The 23,267-nt window shown below is 52.7% G+C and carries 19 protein-coding genes; all 19 read left to right on the forward strand.

Features of this window, described 5'->3' with window-relative positions; genetic code table 11:
* The first annotated feature begins 30 nt into the window (after positions 1-30).
* Positions 31-1,662, forward strand: a complete 1,632-nt coding sequence (groL, locus tag IT084_RS13825) for a chaperonin GroEL (RefSeq protein ID WP_195713487.1) — start codon at positions 31-33, stop codon at positions 1,660-1,662.
* Between the two features lie 125 nt (positions 1,663-1,787).
* Positions 1,788-2,723 carry a cysteine synthase A gene (gene cysK / locus IT084_RS13830; RefSeq protein ID WP_195713488.1) on the forward strand — a complete coding sequence of 312 codons (936 nt, stop codon included), beginning with the start codon at positions 1,788-1,790 and terminating at the stop codon, positions 2,721-2,723.
* Between the two features lie 210 nt (positions 2,724-2,933).
* Positions 2,934-3,950, forward strand: coding sequence for an alpha-hydroxy-acid oxidizing protein (locus IT084_RS13835; protein WP_195713489.1), 1,017 nt, complete (start codon positions 2,934-2,936; stop codon positions 3,948-3,950).
* 233 nt (positions 3,951-4,183) lie between these two features.
* On the forward strand, positions 4,184-5,866 hold the full coding sequence (locus tag IT084_RS13840) for an L-lactate permease (RefSeq protein ID WP_195713490.1): 1,683 nt from the start codon (positions 4,184-4,186) through the stop codon (positions 5,864-5,866).
* 90 nt (positions 5,867-5,956) lie between these two features.
* The gene (locus tag IT084_RS13845; protein WP_195713491.1) at positions 5,957-6,529 is read left to right on the forward strand and encodes a lactate utilization protein; all 573 of its coding nucleotides are present in this window, start codon (positions 5,957-5,959) and stop codon (positions 6,527-6,529) included.
* Positions 6,522-8,714: an L-lactate dehydrogenase (quinone) large subunit LdhH gene (gene ldhH, locus IT084_RS13850; RefSeq protein ID WP_195713492.1), complete on the forward strand. Its 2,193-nt coding sequence runs from the start codon at positions 6,522-6,524 to the stop codon at positions 8,712-8,714. Before IT084_RS13845 ends, ldhH begins: the two co-directional genes overlap by 8 nt.
* A 195-nt stretch (positions 8,715-8,909) precedes the next feature.
* A complete protein-coding gene (locus tag IT084_RS13855) occupies positions 8,910-9,623 on the forward strand; it encodes a FadR/GntR family transcriptional regulator (protein WP_195713493.1) in 714 nt (237 codons plus the stop codon).
* Between the two features lie 129 nt (positions 9,624-9,752).
* On the forward strand, positions 9,753-10,541 hold the full coding sequence (locus IT084_RS13860; RefSeq protein ID WP_195713494.1) for an electron transfer flavoprotein subunit beta/FixA family protein: 789 nt from the start codon (positions 9,753-9,755) through the stop codon (positions 10,539-10,541).
* Positions 10,542-10,553: 12 nt separating this feature from the next.
* Positions 10,554-11,561: an electron transfer flavoprotein subunit alpha/FixB family protein gene (locus IT084_RS13865; RefSeq protein WP_195713495.1), complete on the forward strand. Its 1,008-nt coding sequence runs from the start codon at positions 10,554-10,556 to the stop codon at positions 11,559-11,561.
* Between the two features lie 17 nt (positions 11,562-11,578).
* On the forward strand, positions 11,579-12,994 hold the full coding sequence (locus IT084_RS13870) for an FAD-binding oxidoreductase (RefSeq protein ID WP_195713496.1): 1,416 nt from the start codon (positions 11,579-11,581) through the stop codon (positions 12,992-12,994).
* A 372-nt stretch (positions 12,995-13,366) separates the two neighbouring features.
* Entirely contained in the window at positions 13,367-13,801 is a 435-nt protein-coding gene (locus IT084_RS13875; protein WP_195713497.1) for a DUF3842 family protein, read from the forward strand.
* Positions 13,802-14,162: 361 nt separating this feature from the next.
* Positions 14,163-15,116: an FmdE family protein gene (locus IT084_RS13880; RefSeq protein WP_195713498.1), complete on the forward strand. Its 954-nt coding sequence runs from the start codon at positions 14,163-14,165 to the stop codon at positions 15,114-15,116.
* 307 nt (positions 15,117-15,423) lie between these two features.
* A complete protein-coding gene (locus IT084_RS13885) occupies positions 15,424-16,176 on the forward strand; it encodes a DUF4198 domain-containing protein (protein ID WP_195713499.1) in 753 nt (250 codons plus the stop codon).
* 960 nt (positions 16,177-17,136) lie between these two features.
* The gene (locus IT084_RS13890; protein ID WP_195713500.1) at positions 17,137-17,946 is read left to right on the forward strand and encodes an IclR family transcriptional regulator; all 810 of its coding nucleotides are present in this window, start codon (positions 17,137-17,139) and stop codon (positions 17,944-17,946) included.
* 90 nt (positions 17,947-18,036) lie between these two features.
* Positions 18,037-18,885, forward strand: coding sequence for a 3-methyl-2-oxobutanoate hydroxymethyltransferase (panB, locus tag IT084_RS13895; protein ID WP_195713501.1), 849 nt, complete (start codon positions 18,037-18,039; stop codon positions 18,883-18,885).
* A gap of 22 nt (positions 18,886-18,907) precedes the next feature.
* Positions 18,908-19,939 carry a TRAP transporter substrate-binding protein gene (locus IT084_RS13900; protein WP_243276980.1) on the forward strand — a complete coding sequence of 344 codons (1,032 nt, stop codon included), beginning with the start codon at positions 18,908-18,910 and terminating at the stop codon, positions 19,937-19,939.
* A gap of 193 nt (positions 19,940-20,132) precedes the next feature.
* Complete coding sequence (locus tag IT084_RS13905; protein ID WP_195713503.1) at positions 20,133-20,528, forward strand: TRAP transporter small permease; 396 nt, start codon at positions 20,133-20,135, stop codon at positions 20,526-20,528.
* A gap of 23 nt (positions 20,529-20,551) precedes the next feature.
* Positions 20,552-21,832: a TRAP transporter large permease gene (locus tag IT084_RS13910; RefSeq protein ID WP_195713504.1), complete on the forward strand. Its 1,281-nt coding sequence runs from the start codon at positions 20,552-20,554 to the stop codon at positions 21,830-21,832.
* 33 nt (positions 21,833-21,865) lie between these two features.
* Entirely contained in the window at positions 21,866-23,266 is a 1,401-nt protein-coding gene (locus tag IT084_RS13915) for an FAD-binding oxidoreductase (RefSeq protein WP_195713505.1), read from the forward strand.
* Position 23,267 lies beyond the last annotated feature (1 nt).

Below are 23,267 nucleotides of genomic sequence, written 5' to 3' on the forward strand. Positions count from 1 at the left end.
GGTATATTTATCAAGAAGGAGGTAATTTAATTGGCAGGTAAAGAAATTATTTTCCGCGAAGAAGCCCGCAAAAAGCTGGAAAAGGGCGTCAACGCCCTGGCTGAAGCGGTTAAGGTTACGTTGGGACCCAAAGGTCGCAATGTCGTTTTGGAGAAAAAATTCGGTTCTCCCATGATTACCAACGACGGCGTTACTATTGCCAGGGAAATCGAGCTGGAAGATCCGTTTGAAAACATGGGTGCCCAGCTGGTGAAAGAAGTGGCCACCAAGACCAACGACGTGGCCGGCGACGGCACCACCACAGCCACCGTGCTGGCACAGGCCATCGTACGGGAAGGCTTGAAGAACGTAGCCGCGGGTGCGAACCCCATGATTATCAAGCGCGGTATTGAAAAGGCCGTGGAAAAGGCTGTGGACGCCATCAAGTCCAGCGCCAAGACCGTGGAGAGCAAGTCCGCCATCGCCCAGGTTGCGTCCATCTCAGCCAACGATGAATCCATCGGCAATCTGATTGCCGACGCCATGGAAAAGGTGGGCAAGGATGGCGTTATCACTGTTGAAGAGTCCAAGGGTATCGGAACCACCCTGGAAGTAGTGGAAGGTATGAACTTCGACCGGGGCTACATATCCCCGTACATGATTACCGATACCGATAAAATGGAGGCCAACCTGGACGACCCGTTCATCCTGATTACCGACCGCAAGATTTCCGCGGTTGCGGACATCCTGCCCATCCTGGAAAAAGTGGTGCAGTCCGGCAAGCCATTGCTGATTATCGCCGAGGACGTTGAGGGCGAAGCCCTGGCCACCCTGGTGCTGAACAAACTGCGCGGCACATTTACCTGCGTGGCCGTCAAGGCGCCCGGATTCGGCGACCGCCGCAAGGCCATGCTGCAGGATATCGCTATTCTTACCGGCGGTACCGTGATTTCCGAGGAAGTCGGCCTGAAGCTCGACAAGGCTGAAATGTCCATGCTGGGCCGCGCTTCCAAGGTGCGCGTCAAGAAAGAGGAAACCATTATTGTGGGCGGCGCCGGCAAGGCCGATGATATTACCGCCAGGGTTGCCCAAATCAAGAAACAGATTGAAGAAACCACTTCCGACTTTGACCGGGAGAAACTCCAGGAGCGCCTGGCCAAGCTGGCCGGCGGCGTAGCCGTAATCCAGGTGGGTGCCGCTACTGAAACCGAAATGAAGGAGAAGAAGCTCCGCATTGAGGACGCCTTGAACGCCACCCGCGCCGCGGTGGAAGAGGGCATCGTGGCCGGCGGCGGCGTGGCCTACGTGCAGGCCATCAGCGCGCTGAATGACATCACTTCGGATAATATGGACGAAAGAGTCGGTATTGATATCGTTCGCCGGGCTCTGGAAGAGCCCTTGCGCCAGATTGCCAGCAATGCCGGCGTGGAAGGCTCCATAGTGGTGGAGAAGGTTAAGACCGTTGAACCCGGCGTAGGCTTCAATGCCCTGAACGGGGAATACGTGAACATGATTGAAGCCGGTATCGTTGACCCGGCCAAAGTTACCCGCTCCGCTCTCCAAAATGCCGCCAGCATCGCGGCCATGATCCTGACCACCGAAACCCTGGTGGCCGAGAAGCCTGAAGAAAATAAAGGCGGCGGCATGCCCCCGGGAATGGGCGGCATGGGCGGCATGATGTAATAATAATTAGAAACGGCTTGAGAGATCCCGCCAGTGTGGCGGGGTTTCTTTTTTTAATTGACATGCATGGACGCCGGTGATAATGTTAATAATATCCGTAAAATTCAGGTTATGGGTGTGATACTGTGTTTTTCCCAGGTAATATCTTGGAGTTAATCGGCAATACACCGCTTTATGAATTGAAAAAATTTAGTTCCGGGAAACCCGCGCGCATTCTGGCCAAGCTTGAATTTTTCAACCCCGGCGGCAGTATCAAGGACCGGATTGCCGCGGCCATGATTGAACACGCCGAGAAAAGCGGCATCCTCCGGCCGGGCAGCGTGGTGATCGAGCCCACCAGCGGCAACACGGGCATCGGTTTGGCCATGGTTTGCGCGGCGAAGGGATACCGCTGCATTATCACCATGCCCGAGACCATGAGCGTGGAAAGGCGCAACCTGCTCCGGGCCCTGGGGGCCGAGGTGGTGCTCACGCCCGGCGGCGAGGGTATACCGGGCGCCATCCGCCGGGCCGGGGAACTGGCGAAAGAAATTCCCGGCGCCATAATCCCCGGCCAGTTCGACAACCCGGCCAACCCTGCTGCACACCGGCATACCACCGCGGAGGAAATCTGGCGGGACACCGGCGGGCGGGTGGATTTCCTGGTGGCGGGTGTGGGCACCGGGGGCACCATCACCGGGGTGGGTGAGGTGTTGAAGGAAAGGCGTCCCGGCCTTCGGGTGGTGGCTGTGGAGCCGGCCGAGTCACCCGTGCTTTCGGGGGGAAAACCCGGGCCCCATAAAATTCAGGGCATCGGCGCCGGTTTTATTCCCGGGGTGCTAAACACTGCAATTATCGATGAAGTGGTCCGGGTTACCGGCGATGCGGCCATGGAGGCCGCCAGGCGTCTGGCCCGGGAGGAGGGCCTGCTGGTGGGCATTTCCTCGGGAGCCGCGGCGCACGCGGCCCTGGAACTGGCCGGCCGGGAAGAAAACCTGGGTAAAACTGTGGTGGTTATTTTACCCGATACCGGGGAACGATACCTGTCGACGGAATTATTTCAATTTGAGCAGGGAATTTAAATACTTTGCGGAGGAGCGCATACCAGGTGAGTTTCCACCGCCGGAAAGCAATAACGATGGATTGATTGTTACGATCAGGAGTGCCAAATATTGGTATATATTTAGACAAATTTTTTTGTTTTACATAAATAATTGAACATTTTTTTAAATAGTTGTATACTGGTCTTACCAGCAATACTTCAGCTCTGTGTGATGCGGGAGGGAGAAAATATGGATTTGGCTGCGTTACGGGAAGAGGCAAGGAAAAAGCTAAAGGGTTATTGCAGAGTTTGCCCGGTTTGCGACGGCCGGGCTTGTTCCGGTGAAGTTCCCGGTATGGGCGGTATTGGCACGGGCGAGGCGTTTCGCGCCAACCTGCAGGCGCTCAAGCAATGCCGGTTGAACATGCGCACGTTGCACAACGCCAAGGCCCCTTCCACCGCCTGCCGGCTGTTTGGCCTGTTGCTAAAAACGCCGGTTTTGGCTGCGCCCATGACCGGTGCCTCCTATAATATGGGCGGGGCCCTTACCGAACGCCAGTTTATCGGCATGATCATTTCCGGCAGCAAGGCCGCCGGCAGCCTGGGGTTTTCCGGCGACGGAGCGGATCCAGCCATGTACGATTCCGGCCTGGAGGCCGTGGCGGCGGAAGGCGGGTGGGGCGTGCCCATTGTCAAGCCGCGGGAGCAGAGCGAGGTTTTGGCCAGGATCCGCCGCGCCGAAGCCGCGGGGGCCGTAGCCGTGGGCATGGATATCGACGGCGCCGGCCTTGTGACGATGGCACTGAAAGGGCAGCCCGTGGGCCCCAAAACCCCGCTGGAGCTGCGGGAAATCATAGCGGCTACCAAGTTGCCCTTTATTGTCAAGGGCGTTATGACTGTGGATGAAGCCAAAATCGCCGCGGATGCGGGGGCGGCTGCCATCGTGGTTTCCAATCACGGCGGGCGCATTCTGGATCATACCCCCGGGGCCGCCGAAGTTTTACCGGAAATTGCCGCCGAGGTTAAGGGTGGGGTGACCATTCTCGCCGACGGTGGAGTGCGGTCCGGCGTGGACGTGTTGAAGCTCCTGGCCCTGGGTGCCGACGGTGTACTGGTTGGGCGGCCGCTGGTGGTGGGCGCCTTTGGCGGAGGCGTTGGGGGCGTGCGGTTTATTATCGACAAACTCACCGCGGAACTGGAGCAGGCTATGATTCTCACCGGCTGCGCTACGCTGGACGAGGTGGCGGATAACAGGGTCATTCGATAGCTATTATTCCGGGCCTGCCCCCGGGTCAGGCCCGGCAATTATATCCGTACTGGTCATGCCACCAGGAGGATTGATTATATGTTGAACCGGTTAACATGACGGGGGTGATGCCAAAAAAGATTTCCAATAGTAAAAACATACAGATAAATATTTTTATTGCAAGGTTTTTGCCGATTAAAAGTTGGAGTGAAATAAGCCTTCAAAAGGAAACAACACTAAGGAGGTTTAATGTTATGGAAATAATCGGCATGGCACTGGTTGCTTTCATCCCCATCCTGTTCACCATTGTCATGATGACCGTCTGTTCCTGGCCGGCCAAGAAGGTAATGCCCGTGGCCTGGGTGCTGGCCGCGCTCATTGCGCTGTTCGTATGGGGCATGGAGCCCCTGCGGGTGATGGCTTCCACCGTATACGGATTCCTGTCGGCTTTTAACATCCTGGTGATCATCTTTGGCGCCATCCTCATTCTTAATACCATGAAAAAGAGCGGTGCCATGGCCGCCATCAACCGCGGCTTTTACGGCATTACCCCCGACCGGCGCATCCAGGCCATTATTATCGGGTGGGTGTTCGGCTCCTTCATCGAAGGCGCAGCCGGTTTCGGCACACCGGCGGCGCTGGCGGGCCCGCTGATGGTGGGACTGGGTTTTCCGCCCTTGGCGGCGGCCATGGTGGCACTCATCTTCGACAGCACCTCGGTCAGCTTCGGCGCCGTGGGCACGCCGGTCATCGGCGGCATCGGCTCGGTGATGAAATCCACGGTGATGGAGCGGCTGGGCGACGGCTCCTTCCTGCCCTTTCTCAAGCAGGTGGGCTTGTGGAGTGCCATCCCCCACGCTATTGTGGGCACCTTTTTGCCCCTGCTGGCCATCTGCATGCTCACCGCCTTCTTCGGGCCCAAAGAAAAACGCTCTTTCAAGTACGGCCTGGCGGCGGCCCCCTTCGCCATCTTCGCCGGCCTGTGCTTCACCGTGCCCTACATAATTACCGCGGCCTGGCTGGGACCCGAGTTCCCGTCCCTGGTGGGCGCCCTCATCGGCCTGCCGCTGGTGCTGATGACGGCTTCCAGGGGCTTTCTGGTGCCCAGGGACAGGTGGGAGTTCCCCGCCAAAGAGCAATGGGAGGAAAACTGGAAGGGCATGGCCGGGCCGGGCGCCGGCGAACAGAGCAACATGCCCCAGTGGCTGGCTTGGACGCCCTACGTGCTCATCGCCCTTATCCTGGTGCTGACCAGGATACCTGAATTCGGCCTGAAAGAAATCCTCAGCGCACAGGAAATCGCTTGGAAGAACATCCTGGGTTCCAATATCAACTACTCCCTGCAGTACCTGTACCTGCCGGGCACCATTCCATTCATGCTGGTTGCCGTCATTACTATATTCTTGCATAAAATGCCTGGCGACAGGGTGAGGGAAGCCTGGGGCGCCACCTTCAGGCAAGTGACCGGCCCGGCCATCGCGCTGTTTTTCGCCGTGGCCATGGTGCAGGTGATGGTGCAATCCAGCGTCAACCTAAAGGGCATTGACGGCATGATGATCACCATGTCCAAGGCCACCGCCATGGTGGTGGGGGGGGCCTGGCCGCTGGTATCGCCCTTTGTGGGCATCCTGGGGGCTTTTATGTCCGGCTCCAACACCGTTTCCAACATCCTGTTCGCACAGTTCCAGTTCGGGGTAGCCGGACAACTCGGCCACCCTGGTGTGGTGATGCTGGCCCTGCAGAACGTGGGCGGCGCCGTGGGCAATATGATTTGCGTGCACAACGTGGTTGCGGCCTGTGCCACGGTGGGCCTGACGGGCGTGGAAGGAGTCATCATCCGCCGCAATTTCATCCCCACCGTCATTTATGCCGTGGCCGTGGGTATTTTCGGACTGATCGTCGTTTACGGCGGTTTGGCTTTGAACGCCATGATTTGATTTGCTTGGCTTGGCGGGGTAAATATTTTCTCAAACTGAAGAGTTTTAAGCGTTCGTTTCTTTGGGGAACGGGGTGAAAGGGGTTTGATAATGGACAACCTGGACATTGACGGAATTTACGCCAACTTTAAGGAGCAGGCGGAGTTAATTGCCGCCCGGGTGTACCGGGCGACCGATCCCACCGAGGCCGGCGGGCTTTTGGCGCGGATAATTTTGGAACTTCAGGCGCAAAAGGTGGTGGCGGCGTCTTCCCGGCTGGTGGACCTGTGCCTGGAGGCCGCGGGGGATTGCGGTACAACGGTGCACCGGGAAAACCTGCGCCTGCGCGCCGAGGATGCTGACCTGGGCATAACAGAAATGGACCTGGCCATCGCCGAGACCGGCACCCTGGTGCAGGACAGCACGGATCCGGGGCAGCGGCTGGCGGCCACCCTGCCCGCGGTCCACGTGGCGCTGGTGCGCACCGACCGGCTGGTGCCGCTGTTTGGCGACGCCATTGCCTGGCTGAACGAAAAGAGAACCCGCCTCCCGGGATACGTATCGTTCATATCGGGGCCCAGCCGCACCGCTGACATAGAGAGGGTTTTAACCATCGGCGTGCACGGGCCCAAACAACTGCACGTCATATTCGTGGACAGGGAAGGGGGTGCCAGTGGTGAGTAGCGAGCGCTCCATCAAGGAAAATATCGGCCGGGCGCTGGCCAACGAAAACCTGCGCGGCGCTCTGGGCCGTTTCGGCGACACCTACGTGGAGTCCAGGGAAAGGGCTTACGCCGGCAAGGACTTCGAAGCGTTGCGCGAGCAAATTGCCGCCATCAAGCGCGGGGCGGCGGAAAAGATGGAGGAACTGGCGCGGCGGTTCCAACAGGCGGCCCAGGAACGCGGCGCCCACGTATTCAGGGCCCGTGACGCCCGGGAGGCCAGGGACTATATAAAGAACCTGGCTTTGGAAAAGGGCGTGCGCAAGATTGTCAAGTCCAAGTCCATGGCCAGCGAGGAGATTCACCTGAACGAGTTTCTGCATAAACACGGTCTGGAGGCGGTGGAAACCGACCTGGGCGAGTGGATTCTGCAGCTTTCGGGACAAAAGCCCTCCCACATGGTAATGCCGGCCATCCACATGCTGCGGGGGGAAGTGGCGGAGGTATTCTCCCGGGAAACCGGGCGGCAACTATCCCCCGAAATTCCGCAACTGGTCGGGGTGGCCCGGGAACAGCTACGCAGGAAGTTCCTGGCTGCAGGCATGGGCATTTCCGGTGCCAATATCGCCGTGGCCGAAACCGGCACACTGGTGATCGTCACCAACGAGGGCAACGGCCGCCTTACCACCACCTTGCCCCCGGTGCACGTAGCGGTGGTGGGCCTGGAAAAGCTGGTGGAGAACTTCGCCCACGTGCAGCCCATCCTGGAGGCGCTGCCACGCAGTGCCACGGCCCAAAAAATCACCAGTTACGTCACCATGATCACCGGGCCTACGCCGGTGGCTTACCCCGACGGCACCGTGCGGGACAAGGATTTGCATATCGTGCTGGTGGACAACGGCCGTACCGTTATGCAGGCCGACCCCGTTTTCAAGGAAGCGCTGCAATGCATCCGCTGTGCTTCCTGCCTCAACGTGTGCCCGGTGTTCCAACTGGTGGGCGGGCACGTCTACGGCTACATCTACACCGGCGGCATCGGTACCATTCTTACTGCGTTTTTCAATGAATTTAAAAACGCTGCCGGCATTCAAAACCTGTGCTTGGGCTGTGAGCGGTGCAAGCGATTCTGCCCGGCCAAAATCGACATACCCAAGTTGATCCGCGAACTGCGCCGGCGGGTGGCGGAGCAGCAGGGCCGTCCTGCGGTGCAGAGGTTCATGTTGGAAAAGGTGCTGCCCAACCGGAGCCTTTTCCACCGGCTGATCAAGACCGCCCGGCTGGCCCAGAAACCTTTCCAAAAGGGGCCGGTGGTGCGCCACCTGCCGTTGTTCCTGGCCGGCCTCACCGAGGGGCGCAGCCTGCCTGCCATTGCCGATAAGCCGCTCAGGGAACGGCTTGGCGCGTGGGACGGGGAGGACGCAAAAGCCAATCCTTCCCAGAACAGGGTGGGCTTTTTTGCCGGGTGTCTCACCGATTTTGTGTACCCGCAACTGGGGGAAGCGGCCTGCAAGGTATTGCGCCGGATGAGCTCGGAGGTGGTTTTTCCCGCCCAACAAACCTGCTGCGGCGTGCCCGCAATGTACATGGGCTCCCGGGAAACGGCCTCCGAACTGGCTCGTCAGAATATTGAAGCGTTCGAACGGGCCGGGGTGGACCACGTGGTCACCGCCTGTCCTACCTGCGCCCACGCTCTCAAGCACCAGTACCTGGAACTACTGGGGGAGGATCCATCTTGGAGGGAGCGGACCCGGCAGTTTGCCGGCCGGGTGCAGCACTTCACCGCCTTCGTGGCGGACCGCTCCAGCGATGGTAGCGGGCTGAAGCTGAAGCAGGGCGGGCCCAGTGTAACCTATCACGATTCCTGCCACATGAAGGGCTGCCTGGGCCTGGTGGAGGAGCCGCGCCGGCTGCTGGGCGCTGCGGGCCTGCAGCTGAAGGAAATGGAGGGCTCGGATCGCTGTTGCGGCTTCGGCGGTTCCTATTCCATGAAATTCCCCGAACTGTCCCGGCACATGCTGGAGAAAAAACTGGGGGCCATCGAGGCTGCGGGCGCCGATATGGTGGCGCTGGACTGCCCGGGGTGCCTGTTGCAGATCAGCGGAGGACTTGACAGCCGAGGCGCCTGTTGCAGATCAGCGGAGGACTTGACAGCCGAGGCGCTGCCGTACCGGTCAGGCACACGGCTGAAATTCTTGCTGAGCGGATAAAGGAGGATTAAATTGTGATTTAACTGCTGTGGGCATAATAAATCCCGGTAGCTGTGTTTTATGCGCGGTAATTAGACCGCAGGGCCAAGTTTCCTGTAATTTAATTGTTCAGCCTAATATAAACTCCATGTGATATGATATAATTGTTATGGTTGTATAGTAGCAAGCAGATTCAACAAGCACAGGAGGACTACTGTGGATTTTAAGCCCATAAAGACCAAGAAAATTTACGAAGAAATAATTGAACAAATCAGGGTCATGATCAGCAATGGTACACTGCGCCCCGGCGACAGGCTGATGTCCGAACGGGAACTTGCGGAAAAGTTCCAGGTGGGTCGTTCGGCCGTGCGCGAAGCTTTTCGTGTTATGGAGGCAATGGGTGTAATCAAGGTGAAGCCCGGGGAGGGCACCTTCATCAACGAAACCACTGCCGATTCACTGGTAAGCGCCTTTTCCTCGGTGATGATAGTGGATGAAAAAACGCTTCGGGAGATGATGGAATTACGGAAAATCCTGGAGGTGGAGTCCGCCGGGCTGGCGGCGCAGCGCCATGACCAGCAGCAACTCAACGTCATCAGGCTGGCGCTGCAGCAGATGCAGCACGACCTGGAAGCGGGCAACCTGGGCGAAGAGGCGGATATGAAATTTCACTATGCCATTGCTGAAGCAGCCGGCAATTCGTTGTTGCTCAGGCTGATGAACAGCATAGCCGACACTATGAGCAGGGTTCTGGCGGCGGCCCGCCACCGGCTGTACCGTAACCCCGCCAATCCGCACAAACTGGTGCGGGAACACGAGGCTATTTACAAGGCCATCGAAAACGACGATCCTGCCGCCGCCCGGCGTGCCATGTTGGATCACCTTGTGGGTGTGGAGAGTTACATTTTCGACAAGGCCCGGCAAGGATAAACCGGTTCAGGGAAACAATAACTATTTTTAGTGGAAAGGAATTTTAATATTAAGTGGTTTTATGTACCAACATTGGTCTGACCATCATATTAACATGCTATTAGTCCGACAAGTCTTGGAGGTGGAACGATGAAAATCATGGTTTTCATCAAGCAGGTTCCGGGAACCGACAACGTTAAAATGAACCCGGAAACCGGCACTATGGTGAGGACGGGGAGCAACAACGTAATCAACCCCCTGGATGAGAATGCGTTGGAGGAAGCGCTGAGCATCAAGCGGCAGGTGCAGGATGCCGTAGTTACGGCAATTTCCATGGGACCGCTCTCGGCCCGGAAGGCGTTGAATGAGGCCATTGCTCTGGGGGCGGATGCGGGAGTGCTTCTTTCCTCCCGGGCCTTTGCCGGCTCCGATACCATTGCCACCGCCAGGGTGCTGTCTGCTGCTGTGCGGAAGCTGGGCGGCGCGGACCTGGTTTTGTGCGGTGAAAGGGCCACCGACGGTGAGACGGGGCAAACCGGCCCTATGATTGCCGAGATGCTTGGTCTCCCTGTAATCACTTTCGTCAAGCGCATCCAAATGAACGGCGACCGGGCCGTGGTTGAGAGGATGGTGGAGAATGGGTTTGAAAGGGTGGAGGTGCCCTTCCCCTTCCTGGCCACGGTGATTAAGGACATCAACGAACCAAGCTTTCCAACTTTGGCCGGCAAGCTACGGGCGGGCAAAGCCGAGGTGCCCGTGTGGGGACCCGTGGAACTGGGTCTGGACAATGGCAAATTGGGGCTGGCCGGCTCGCCTACTAGGGTGGTCAAGGTTTTCAGCCCCAAGCTGGCCAGGAACACACGACTTCTTAAGCAGGACGGCTCGGGGCAAGCTGTGCGGGAATTGTTGAAGGTACTGCGGGAAAAGGAAGTCATATAAGGGAGTGTTGACATGAGCTTGCAAGAGTACAGGGGAGTTATGGTAGTTGCCGAACAGAAGAATAACAAAATTCACAGTACCACTTACGAGCTGTTGAACTGGGGGCGCGGTCTGGCTGACAAGCTGGACTGTGGGCTGTACTGTGCCGTGTTGGGTAACAATGTGCAGGAACTGGACGAGCTTATCTTCAGGGGGGCCGACAGAGTATACCACGTCAGCTCGCCCTGCCTGGAGAACTTCCTGGCCAGGCCGTACGCCGCCGCCCTGGCCAGGCTGGTAGAGGAGGAAAAACCAGAGATTGTGGTGGCGGCGGCCACCACCACCGGGCGTACCATCATGCCGATGGCGGCGGCCAGGCTCGAGACCGGGTTGACGGCGGACTGTACGGGTTTGGACATCGATCCGGTGGAAAGAATCCTGCTCCAGACCCGGCCGGCCATCGGCGGGAACATCATGGCCACAATCAAAACGCCTTTCACCAGGCCGCAGATGGCCACCGTCAGACCCCGGTCGGCCAGGCAGGCCGCCAGGGACACGGCCCGGCGTGGGGAGATCGTGGCCAAGCATTATGACGGGGCGCTGTTCTCAACGCCGGAAAATTTCCTGGCTTTTGTTAAGGATACCACCCAGGACGTAAATATCCAGGACGCCGACATTATCGTGGCCGGCGGCAAGGGCATGAAAAACAGGGAAGGGTTTAAGCTGGTGGAGGAACTGGCCAGCCTGTTGGGGGCCGGCGTGGGAGCTTCCAGGGACGCTGTGGACCTGGGCTGGGTGCCCTATTCGCACCAGGTCGGCCTGAGCGGTAAAACGGTGGCTCCCAAGATTTACATTGCCCTGGGCATTTCCGGTAAAATTCAGCATCTGGCCGGCATGCAGACCTCGGAATACATTGTGGCCGTAAACAAGGACCCCGAGGCCCAGATTTTCAAGGTGGCCGACCTGGGGATTGTGGGGGACGCCCTGGAAGTGGTGCCCCAGTTGATCGACCAGTTGAAAAGCATTAAAGCCAACGCTTGAGCGAGGAGGTTAGGCGGTTGCGATACAACAGGGTAACGGAAGAAATCGTGCAAAGACTGGTGGACATAGTTGGGCCGGGCAACGTCGTCACTGACCCGGAAAAGCTGGAAGTTTATGCCGGTGACGAGGTGCCCGAGTCAGAGTGGAAACACCTGCCTGAAGTGGTGGTAAAGCCGGAAAACACGGGGCAGGTGTCTGAAATCATCAAGCTGGCCAACCGGGAGCTGGTCCCGGTGACGCCCCGGGGCGCCGGCACCGGACTGGCTGCGGGCGCCGTGCCCATGCTGGGCGGGATCGTGCTCTCGCTGGAGAACATGAACCGAATTCTGGAAGTGGACCGGGAAAACCTGTTCATGGTTGTGGAACCGGGAGTCACCACCGGCGAGGTGCAGAAACGCGCCCAGGAGGAAGGATACTTTTACGCGGGCGACCCGTGCAGCGCCGACAGTTCATTCATTGGCGGCAACGTGGCCACCAACGCCGGGGGTAACAAGGCGGTGAAATACGGTACCACTTCCCGCCATATCTACGGCTTGGAGCTTGTGCTGCCCACCGGGGAAATTACCACCCTGGGCGGTAAATGCGTCAAGGACGTTACCGGTTATGACCTGATTCATTTGATGGTTGGTTCCGAGGGTACCCTGGGCGTAGTAACCAAGATTTACTTGAAACTGCTGCCCCGGCCCCTGCACAACGCGGTGCTGTTGGTGCCCTTCGCCGGCATGCAGGCCGCCATTGATATCGTACCCAAAATAATGACCAACGGTGGCATCATTCCCACATCCATCGAATTCATGGACAAGCTGTGCATCAAGTCGGCGGAAAATTACCTTAACCGCAGCCTCCCGTACGGAGATGCCGGCGCCTACATCATCATCGAGGTGGAGGCTTACACCGAGTCCCAACTGGAGGCGGACTATGAAACCATCGGCAACATCTGCCTGGAAAACGGCGGCCTGGAAGTGTTCGTGGGAGACAACAAATCCAGTCAGGAAAAAATCTGGAAATCCAGGCGGTACCTGGCCGAGGCTCTGAGGGTTACCAGTCCGGTATACTGCATGGAGGATATCGTGGTGCCGGTGAGCAATATCCCCAAAGTGCTGGCTGAAATTGAAAAGATTGCCCGGAAATATGAGATCAAGATACCCTGCTTCGGCCATGCCGGTGACGGCAACATCCACGCCACCTTGCTGAAGGAAGACATGGATGAGGCCACCTGGCACGATAAGAAGGAGAAGGTGCTGGAGGAAATGTACTCCGTCACCTATGCCCATGGAGGCAAGCTGTCGGGCGAACACGGTATAGGGGCCAAAAGGAAGCGGGCTATGGCCAAATTCATGGACCCGGTGCAATTGAAAATGATTGCAGCCATCAAAAAGGCTCTGGATCCCAATTTGATCCTCAACCCGGACAAGCTGGTGAACGTTCAGTAGCGTCGCCAGCTCACCGGGAAAGCCGGCCGGATAACCCGGCCGGTAAAAGCCTCCTTGTAATAGGGGTTTTGCGAGTAGCGGCCAGTTATTGCGATCTCGGGTGTAGAAAAAAAATAATATAGACATTAAAGAAAAAATAGCAGGGATTTTTCACGTAAACTAGAATAATAACCGTAAAGGATGGTAAGAACCATCCGCCAGGCTTTTGTGTAAGTACATGATTTTTGGTATAACAATTTTAGCGTAAAAGCTATATGAAAAGTTAAACCATGGAGGTTATTGGCTTCACACGAAGTGAAGGCGGTCTTTCATGGTTTTGTTTTTTAGCCCAAAACATATCCTGTTGTAGATTTACCTTGTGAGGTAAAGTAAATGAGTAAAAAGAATTTATTTCGTATAGCTGTCATTGACGGCCAGGGGGGCGGTATAGGTGCCCAGATCGTGGAAAAGTTAGCCATGGCGCTACCGTCTACGAAAGTTGAAATCATTGCCCTGGGTACCAACGCCCTGGCGGCCAGCCGCATGTATAAAGCCGGGGCCAATGAACTGGCCAGCGGCGAAAGTGCCATTGTATATAATGCGCAGCGTGCCGACCTGCTGGTGGGTACAGTGGGAATGATCATGCCCTTCGGTTTCGGCGGGGAAATGACGACCGTTGCGGCGGAAGCGGTGGCCCTTGCGCCGGTGCCCAAATATGTTTTACACTTGAACCGCTCCGGAGTTGAAATTATCGGTGGCGCATCCGAACCGTTACCCCATCTGGTAGATATGTTAGTACAACGGGTGCGTGATCTATTGGATTTGTAACAACCCCAAGTTGAACCATCAAAAACCATGCCATGAAGGTATGTTCCCTTGCAGAAGCGGGTGCAAATTTTCATGGCTTTTTAATTTTGGCAAAGGCTTACCTTGGCAGGGCCTTTGACCTCCTTCAATATATTTCTGCTACCGGGTTTGACATGGACCGGCAGTAGAATAATTTCCTCCTTTTGACCGGCGTATGGGGTTGGCACTCCTAAACCAATCCCATGCGCCCGGGTGCTTTTTTTAAACTAACATAGATATTCCATTTTTGATTCCGGCTTATCCGGGTCAGGAGAGAAAACACCCCGAATGGTTGCCAACGGTGATAAAAGCCTTTCAAGAGTCCATGAGAGGAGATGATGAATTGGAAAAGGCGGAAGTCATGCGGAAAATTGAACAGGAAGAAATAGTTTTCATTCAAGAAGAAGTGAAAGTAGATTTTGATAATCGCCAGCAATCACCTCTTGGTTTCCAGTGGCGCAACCAGCGTTATGAGGTTTTGGAAGTACTAATGATGAGTAAAGATTTATGGGAAAATTTTAATTTTCTGGTGCTCACGAATAAAGGAATTTTTAATCTGATATTGGTAAAAGATAATAAACAGTTAACTATTTCTAAGAGCAAGTGGGTATTAAATTACAAAGTGTTGGATGATGTCGAAGTTGAACATCAGCACTTGAGAAGTAGTTTTATGCTAACCACGGAGCAATTTAAGGACATAATTAACTATCACGGCCACTTTTGCCCGGAGCTGGCAATCGGTTGCCGGGTGGGTTTAATAGCTCGCAGAGAATTGGGAATTAATAAACAAAATTGCGGCGGGTTTTTTGGAATTTCTGAAAATATGTCTTCTGCTATAGATGCCGTCCAGCATTTAACTGGCTGTACAATCGGCAATAAGAACTTTATTGCTTATGACCGGGGTAAGCATGTTTATTACTTTATGAAAATTTCAAGGGAACAAAAGACCCAAGAGGCACTTCGCATAGCTTTAATGAGTCCTGTAATTAATACCCAATTCGAGCCGGACATTGAGAAGAAAATTGTTTCCGGCAGTGCAAGTTGGCAGGAAATCAATAAATACCGGGAAAAAATCTATAGATCAGTGCAAAAGATTTTAAGCCTTCCTGAGGATTCATTATTTAAAAAGACGATAACTGTTTTAGAATGTCCGTCTGAACCGTTTACTGAGAAATACGTAAATTGCGCTTTGTGTGGGGAAATCGTTGCGGTCAACAAGACCGAGTCGACCGAAGCGGGATCTATCTGTTTTTTCTGTGCCTATCCAAATCAGAGGGTCAATGTTGTCATTCAGTGAAAAAAGTTGTTATAAAAGTATGTGCTTTTTAAATAAAAAATTTTAGAAGCTGCAGGAATTAGATCAGTAATTAACGAAAGTTACAAAAATGGGTGGTAAGAACCATCTATGTTGGCCGCCGGAGAACGGCCATACTTTATAAAATAACTATGCCATGAAGGTGTGTTACCTGCAGAAGTAGGTGCAAACTGTCATGGCTTTTTAATTTTGGCAAATGTTTTACCTTGGCAGACCTTTGACATCCTTGTTGCTAATTATTATGGCGGTGCATTCTGGGGGCAAAAATCTTTTTTGGAGGAATGATCAAATGAAACAAAAAACAAGCGCTTTTTTCAAGGACACCACCCACCTGATGGTTTACGGTCACGAATCGTGGTTGGAACTGGCCGGAAGTCACGGCCACGTGGGTGAAAACGTAACGATTTATCTCAAATGGGGCCATAATATGCAAGTCGACGGGCTGGCCGGGAAAGAGAAGATGAAAGCCTTGGTGGTTCACCCGAACGGTGATAAAAAAGACATACAAGTCGCTGGCGGTGGGCCCGAGTATTATGTCCTAAACTTTAATGCACAGGTAACCGGCTTATATCATGTAATCAGTAACATTACCGGTAATTATGTGATAGATAATGAAGGAAAGTTTCAAAAGGGTACCCGGAAAGATTACCCGGATGCCGCGAAGGCCACCTTTTACAACCAATTTGCCCAGGTTATTGTGCCGGTGGGACACGACCTGGAAGGAACACCCCCAAAAGCGGACATACCGCTGGAAATACAGCCGGAGATGTGGAAACAGTGGCGCTTGGGAGATGAAATCAATTTCCAGATCATTTTCCGCGGCGAGCCCCTGGATGGTACAGCGGTGGACGTGGCTTACAGCGGCCCTGGCGGATACCGGCAGTGGCAGGAAATGACGGGAAGAGATGGGCGGCTCGCCCTGCAGGCCAGGGAGCCCGGCCGTTACCTGCTGATTGCCCGCTGCCGGGTGCCCGAAGGGGAAGAAGGGGTATACGATGAGCTTTCACTAACCGCCACCTTTGCGCTTATGGTAACAAAATAAGATCCAGTGAAAAGGTAGGGGATGAGGGGTGCAGGTTATTTTCGAAGTACTACCTGGTGCCCTGAAGTTATGGATAAATGTGTTACCTTCCATGCAGTGATGAGCATGATTGCCGGCATCGGTACCCTAGGGCCGATCCTGCAGGCCGGATTGGTAACTCCTTGGCGCTGTTGTTTTTAGGAGAAAAGTTCAGCTGGTATAAGCTTGTGGGAACTTTTTTGATTATAACAGGTATTTTTTTTGATAAAAAAATAATTAAGAAAAAAAAGATATTGCCTTATTCACAAGGGTTAACATGACACCCCTTTAAAAGGATTTTCTCACCATGTTTCTAAAGCATCTTTACCGGTTAGAAATCAATATCCGGGAAATCGACGAAAAAATTGAGGAGGTCACTAGCTAGAAGCACTATGAAAAAACACAGATATTGAAACCGCTGGTGTAATAAAGAGGGTATTTGGGGTTGGAATGATAATTTTAAGGCCGTTCTTGCCGAAAGGCTTGGGCGGCCTTTTATTTACGGCTTAGCCGGCTTCAACACAGCCCCGTCTATTTTATAATCTTCGCGTACCTCTTGCATGTTTCGGTATAGTTTTGAGCATGTATGCCCGGAAACCGTTTACGTACGTCCTCCTCGATCCGATCACAGAGGACTTGTAAATTTCTGCTTTAGAACATCACGGATCAACCTTCCTTTACTTCAGGCAGACAGACATCCAAAATACTGCGTGTGGATGATACGCCCGACATGGGCGTTTGTATTGGTATCCAAGAGCTACGACCCCAAGTGGAAATAATAACAGGTTCACTTATAGTTTCTAATTTTTAGAGGTAAAAAATTTTTTTTCGAATTTTAAATTTTTCAACAGGAAACGACAAATTAATAGCGAATATAACTATTGTGTTTATTGTGTGATCATAAATCTCATATATTGAGACGAAAGTTGGGCGATAACTTTAATGGAGTTAGAACATAAGTCCGAAAAACGCAGTTACACCAATCAATCGGTTGAAAAAACCATATCCATTCTCAATGCCTTCCGCCTTGACCGGCCGGAGATGACCTTTGCCGAACTGCAGAGAATTACCGGTCTCAATCGCAGCACATTACACCGCTATCTGGTTACATTAATGGACCATGGTTACATGGATTACAATCCGGGGGCCGGATTGTACCGGTTGGGTATCAGGTTTTTTGAATTAGGTGCCATTGTTATGAAGAACATGGACCTAAAAAGGGTGGCAGTACCGTTCCTAAAGGAGTTGGCCGAGAAATTAAACGAAACGGTACATATTGTAGTACGGGAAGGCATCGAAGGTATTTATGTTGAAAAATTCGAACCGCCGGGGGCTATGGTCACCTTTTCGCTGGTCGGCAAAAGGCTGCCTTTGTACTGCACAGCAGTAGGTAAAGTTTTACTTGCTTTTTTGGACGAGACCGAACGGGCCGATTTGCTGACGCATTTAACGTTAGAACGGCGTACCCGCAAAACCATAACAGATAAGGAACAACTGAAGGCGCACCTGGAGGAGGTTTATAATCTGGGTTATGCCGTAGATGATGAAGAATTAGAAGAAGGCTTGATCTGCGTGGCAGTACCTATTTTTGGTCAGGCCCAAAAGATAGTGGCCGCCTTGAGTGTGTCGGGTGCAGCGCACAGGATAAAAGCCAAGTTGGTTTCAGCCGACAGTAGTTTGATAACTTTGTTACAAAAAGTAGCTGTCGCCATTTCGCGCCAGCTAGGTTATATGCCAGAACATAAGGCTTAATCAGGGAGGTGAGATACCGGTTAATCAGCCAGCACAACCGAACGGGACGGATTACTTTACAACATTTCACATTACAGAGGTGGTAACAGAATGCGCAAAAAAATTATGATCCCCGATCTATATGCCAAATACGAAAAAGGCGAACCAATTACCATGCTGACAGCCTATGACTACCCCATGGCTATGTTGGAAGAAAAAGCCGGGGTGGAAATTATCCTGGTGGGCGATTCCATGGGTATGACGGTGTACGGGCTTGATACTACCTTGCCGGTCACTCTGGATATGATCATTCGCCATGCCCAGGCCGTGCGCCGGGGTGCGCCCACAGCTTTCATTGTTGGTGATATGCCCTACATGACCTATCAGGTAAACAAGGATGAGGCGATCCGTAATGCCGGCCGGCTGATGGCTGAAGCCGGGGTAGACTGCATTAAGCTGGAAGGCGGCCAGGAAATGGCGGAAACCATTGCGGCCATAGTTAAAGCTACTATTCCCGTAATGGGGCACATTGGCTTAACACCGCAGTCAATTTCTCAACTTGGTGGTTTTAAAGCTCAGGGCAGAAGTGCCGAATCGGCGCTCAAGCTGGTTGAAGATGCAAAAGCTTTAGAAGCCGCGGGCTGCTTTAGTATCTTGGTGGAGGCTGTGCCGCCGGAAGTTAATAAAGTGATTGTCGAAACAGTTAAAGTGCCTATCATAAGCTTGGGTTCCGGTGTTTATGGCGCCGGGCAGTGCCTGATCGTTCACGATATGTTGGGCTTCTTCGATCGCTTTACACCCAAATTTGTTAAGAAGTACGCCAATTTGAACGCCGAAATAGTTAAGGCCTTGGAAGCGTATGTGACAGACGTTAAGGAAAAAGGTTTCCCCGGGCCTGAGCATGTTTACCCCATGAGCCAGGAGGAAGTGGAGAATTTCCTGGCCCAACTGAAAAGGTAAAACGGAATATGGAGGAATGGTTATGATTAAACATAAGAAGCTCATTGCCATGCTATTAGTGTTGGTCATGTTAGCGCTGACTTTGGCAGGCTGCGGCGGCGGTGCCAATACCGGCGCCAATTCAGATGCAGCAAAAAGCAGTGATAGTGGTACCATCACGCTGAAAGTGGGCCACGTGTTGGCTCCTGACCATCCCTACAACGTGGGACTTGAAAAATTTGCCGAGTTGGTAGACCAAAAGACCCAGGGTAAAGTTAAAGTAGACGTTTTCCACAGCTCGCAGCTGGGTAACGAGCGGGAAATGATTGAAGGCTTGCAGATGGGTACCGTGGACATGGCTCTGGTTTCTACCGCTCCTCTGATGGGGTTCACCAAAAAGTTCATGGTCTTCGACCTGCCCTATATATTTGAAAGCCGGGAACATGCTTATAAAGTGCTAGACGGTGAGATTGGCCAGGAATTGCTCAAGTCTCTGGAGGAAAAAGGTATTGTGGGTCTGGCCTACTGGGAGAATGGCTTCCGCCACTTAACCAACTCCGTCCGGCCGGTAGTACACCCCGCTGACGCTAAAGGTCTAAAGATCCGGACGATGGAAAACAAGGTGCACATGGAATCCTTCCGGGTTATAGGTGCCGACCCTACGCCGATGGCATATGGCGAGTTGTTTACCGCCTTACAGCAAAAGACCGTTGATGGCCAGGAGAACCCCTTGGGCCAAATTGAAACTTCAAAGTTTTATGAAGTGCAAGATTACTTGTCTATGACCGGTCACTTCTATGCTCCGGCGGTGCTGTTAATCAGCAAACAAAAATGGGATTCGTTACCGGCTGATTTGCAGGAACAGATTAAGAGCGCAGCAGAGGAAGGTAAAGATTACGAGCGGGGCCTCATTCGCCAAGCTGACATTGACTTGAAGGAGAAGCTTAAGTCCCGCGGTATGCAAGTAATTGATGTTGACGTTGAAGAGTGGCGTGAAGCCATGGCACCAGTCTACAAAACCTTCGAAGCAGAAATTGGTAAGGACTTAATTGAAAGAGTAAAAAATTATAAATAATTTGGGCCAGAATTTAATGGTTTGAAAAATAGGGCACCGGGGTACGATTGTACCCCGGCCAGCTCTTATTTGGAATGCGATAGACAGGTTAAAGAGGTTTTAAAGAGGTGACTTTATGTTTGAAAAATTAGACCGGGTTTTTAAAAACAGCGGGTCCTTTGCTGCCGGCTTGTGCCTGGCGGTAATGACAATCGTGGTTTTTCTGCAGGTATTTTTCCGCTTTGTCGTTAAAGGTTCCTTGCCCTGGTCGGAAGAATTGGCGCGCTACCTGATGGTATGGGCCACCTTCATAGGCGCCGGTTTAGCTGCGGCTGATAATGCTCATATTGGTGTGGAATTTTTTGTAAAGCTTTTTGGTCCCAAAGCCAGTAAATTCTTTTTAACTATAGCTTATCTTATTGTTTTGTTTACCTCCCTGGCCCTGTTAAACTATTCTTTTATTATCATACAATACCAATTTGCAACAGGCCAACTTTCACCGGCAATGGCCATTCCAATGACAATACCTTACCTGGCCTTACCAGTTGGGTTTATTTATATGGCAATCTGCTTTACTATAGCTTACTGGCGCAATATGAAAAGTCTTTAAATTGTAGGATAGGAGGATAAAAAGTGGGTTGGCTGATATTTACCAGCTTTGCAATACTTGTTTTACTGAATGTACCCATCGCCTACAGTTTGATTTTATCTTCTATTATCTACATCTTGGTAACGAATTCGGTACCCATACACGTTGTAGCCCAAAAAATGTTTACGGCAGTGGATACGTTCACTATTATGGCGGTACCTTTTTTTATGATTGCTGGCAACCTTATGGACAAGGGCGGCATCTCCCGGCGCTTGATTAACTTTGCCAGTAAACTGGTCGGTTCGCTTCCCGGCGGTTTAGGGATGGTAACCATTCTGGCGTCGATGTTTTTTGCTGCCATTTCCGGCTCAGGTCCGGCCACGGTGGCGGCTATCGGTGCCATTATGGTTCCGGCCATGATTAAGGCTAAGTACGATGAGGGCTTTGCTACCGCCCTCCAGGCTACAGCCGGTTATATCGGTGTAGTTATTCCGCCCAGTATTCCGATGGTTACCTTTGGAGTGGTGACGGGTGTTTCCATCGGGGCGCTGTTTTTATCAGGATTCTTGCCGGGGCTTATAGTTGGGTTATGCTTAATGGCAGTTACTTATGTGGTTGCGAAAAAAAATGGTTATGTTGAGCGGCAAAGCAGTGTATCGTTTAAGGAAGTCTTAGTCGCTTTTAAAGAGGCTTTTCTGGCCTTATTGATGCCGGTTATCATTTTGGGTGGTATTTATGGTGGTGTTTTTACCCCTACGGAAGCGGCCAATGTGGCGGTAGTTTATGCTATTGTCATTGGCGTTTTTATCTATAAGGAACTGACCTGGAGAGAAGTATTTGAAATTTTTTGCCGTTCGTCCATCAGTTCAGCGATTGTGTTGCTGATCATTTCTACCGCCGCGGTCTTTGGTTTGATTTTGACCCGGGAGATGATCCCCAACCAGGTAGCCAGTTGGATGCTTGACATAGCCGGGAATAAATATGTGTTGCTGCTGTTAATTAACCTAATGTTGTTGATCGTTGGTACCTTTATGGAAACCAACGCGGCGATTATTATTTTAGCGCCTATCCTTTTCCCGGTCGTTACCCAAATGGGAATTGACCCCATCCACTTTGGTTTAATGATGGTGCTTAACCTGGCCATCGGAATGATCACACCGCCCTTGGGCGTGAACCTATTTGTTGCTTCCAGCATGACCAAACTGTCGATTGAAAGGATTGCCAAGGCTAACTGGGGCTTCTTAATTGCTTCACTTATAGCTTTACTGCTTATTACCTTTATACCGTCCATCAGCCTGCTCTTACCCAAGCTCTTTATGAAATAGAATGAATAGGCAATGGAGAAAGAAGGAATAGTTATGCCCAGTAATGTTGAATTGTTTTTACGCGCCTTGGGCCGGCATTTTCGGGCTGACCAGCTACTGGTAAACAAACAGGCGCTCAGCCTGTACAGTTTTGATGCTTCGCCCTACTTTGGTCAACCTGCCGCGGTTTTTTTTCCCGAGAGTACGCAAGAGGTAGCAAATTTTTTAAGTATGGCAGCAAAGTTTAAGGTGGAAACATTACCCCGCGGTGCGGGGACCAACCTGAGCGGTGGGACTGTTCCCAAACGCGGACAGGTGATTATCTGCCTCAGCCGTATGCGGCATATTTTGGCCATTGATTGGGAACGGGAATATGCCGTGGTCGAACCGGGGGTAACTAATTTGGAGTTGCAAAGGGCGGTCGAAGCCAAAGGCTATATGTTTGCACCCGATCCCGGCAGCATGAACGTAGCTACGATCGGCGGACATGTGGCCGAAAATGCCGGTGGCATGCGTTGTGTTAAATACGGCGTTACCAGAGACCACATTTTAGGCCTTGAATTGGTTACGGCCGAAGGTAAAATATTCCGGCTTGGCAAATTGGCCCTGTTAGATGGTAAATATGCCATTAACAGCCGGGTCAATACTGCTAACCTGGTCGATCTAATTGTAGGCTCGGAAGGAACATTAGGTGTTGTTACCCAGGTTATGGTAAAGCTGCTAAAAAAACCGGCAGCCTACAAAACCCTTTTATGTAGTTTCAATGATCTGCGGCAGGCTGGAGATGCGGTAAGCGGGGTAATAAAAGCTGGAATCGTGCCGGCGGCCATGGAAATAATTGACCAGAAACTTACCCGCGCCATTGATGATTTTGTTGGCCTGGGCCTGCCGCGGGACACTCAGGCCCTGCTCTTGATCGAACTGGATGGTTGGGAAGCAGATTTAAGTGTTCAAATGGAGCATTTAATGCAGATATTGCACGCCAATGGGGTGACGCGGGTTGATCTTGCCACTGATAGCAAGGAGCGGGAGCAAATCTGGCTGGCCCGGCGCTCGGTAAACGGTGCCCTGGGCCGGATTAAACCATATTACATGGTGCAGGATGTGACTGTGCCTCGCCATAAAGTGGCGACCATGATCCAAAAAGTGGAAGAGATTGGTAAAAAATATGGTGTTACAATTGGCCTCTTAGCCCACGCGGGGGATGGTAACTTGCACCCCCACCTGTTGTATAGTGACCGGGAGCGGGAACTGCCGCAAATCGAAGCGGCAGCTGAGGAGATTTTTCAGGCCACGGTTAAGCTGGAAGGAACCCTTTCGGGTGAACACGGGATTGGCATTGAAAAACGCCCCTATCTTAACCTGGTGTTTAGACCGGCTGAATTGGAATTTTTACAGGCGGTTAAAGATGCTTTTGACCCGTGCCGGTTATTAAACTTGGACAAAGCTATCTAAA

The organism is Desulfallas sp. Bu1-1, from assembly GCF_015594625.1.
Lineage (GTDB): Bacteria > Bacillota > Desulfotomaculia > Desulfotomaculales > Desulfallaceae > JADNRQ01.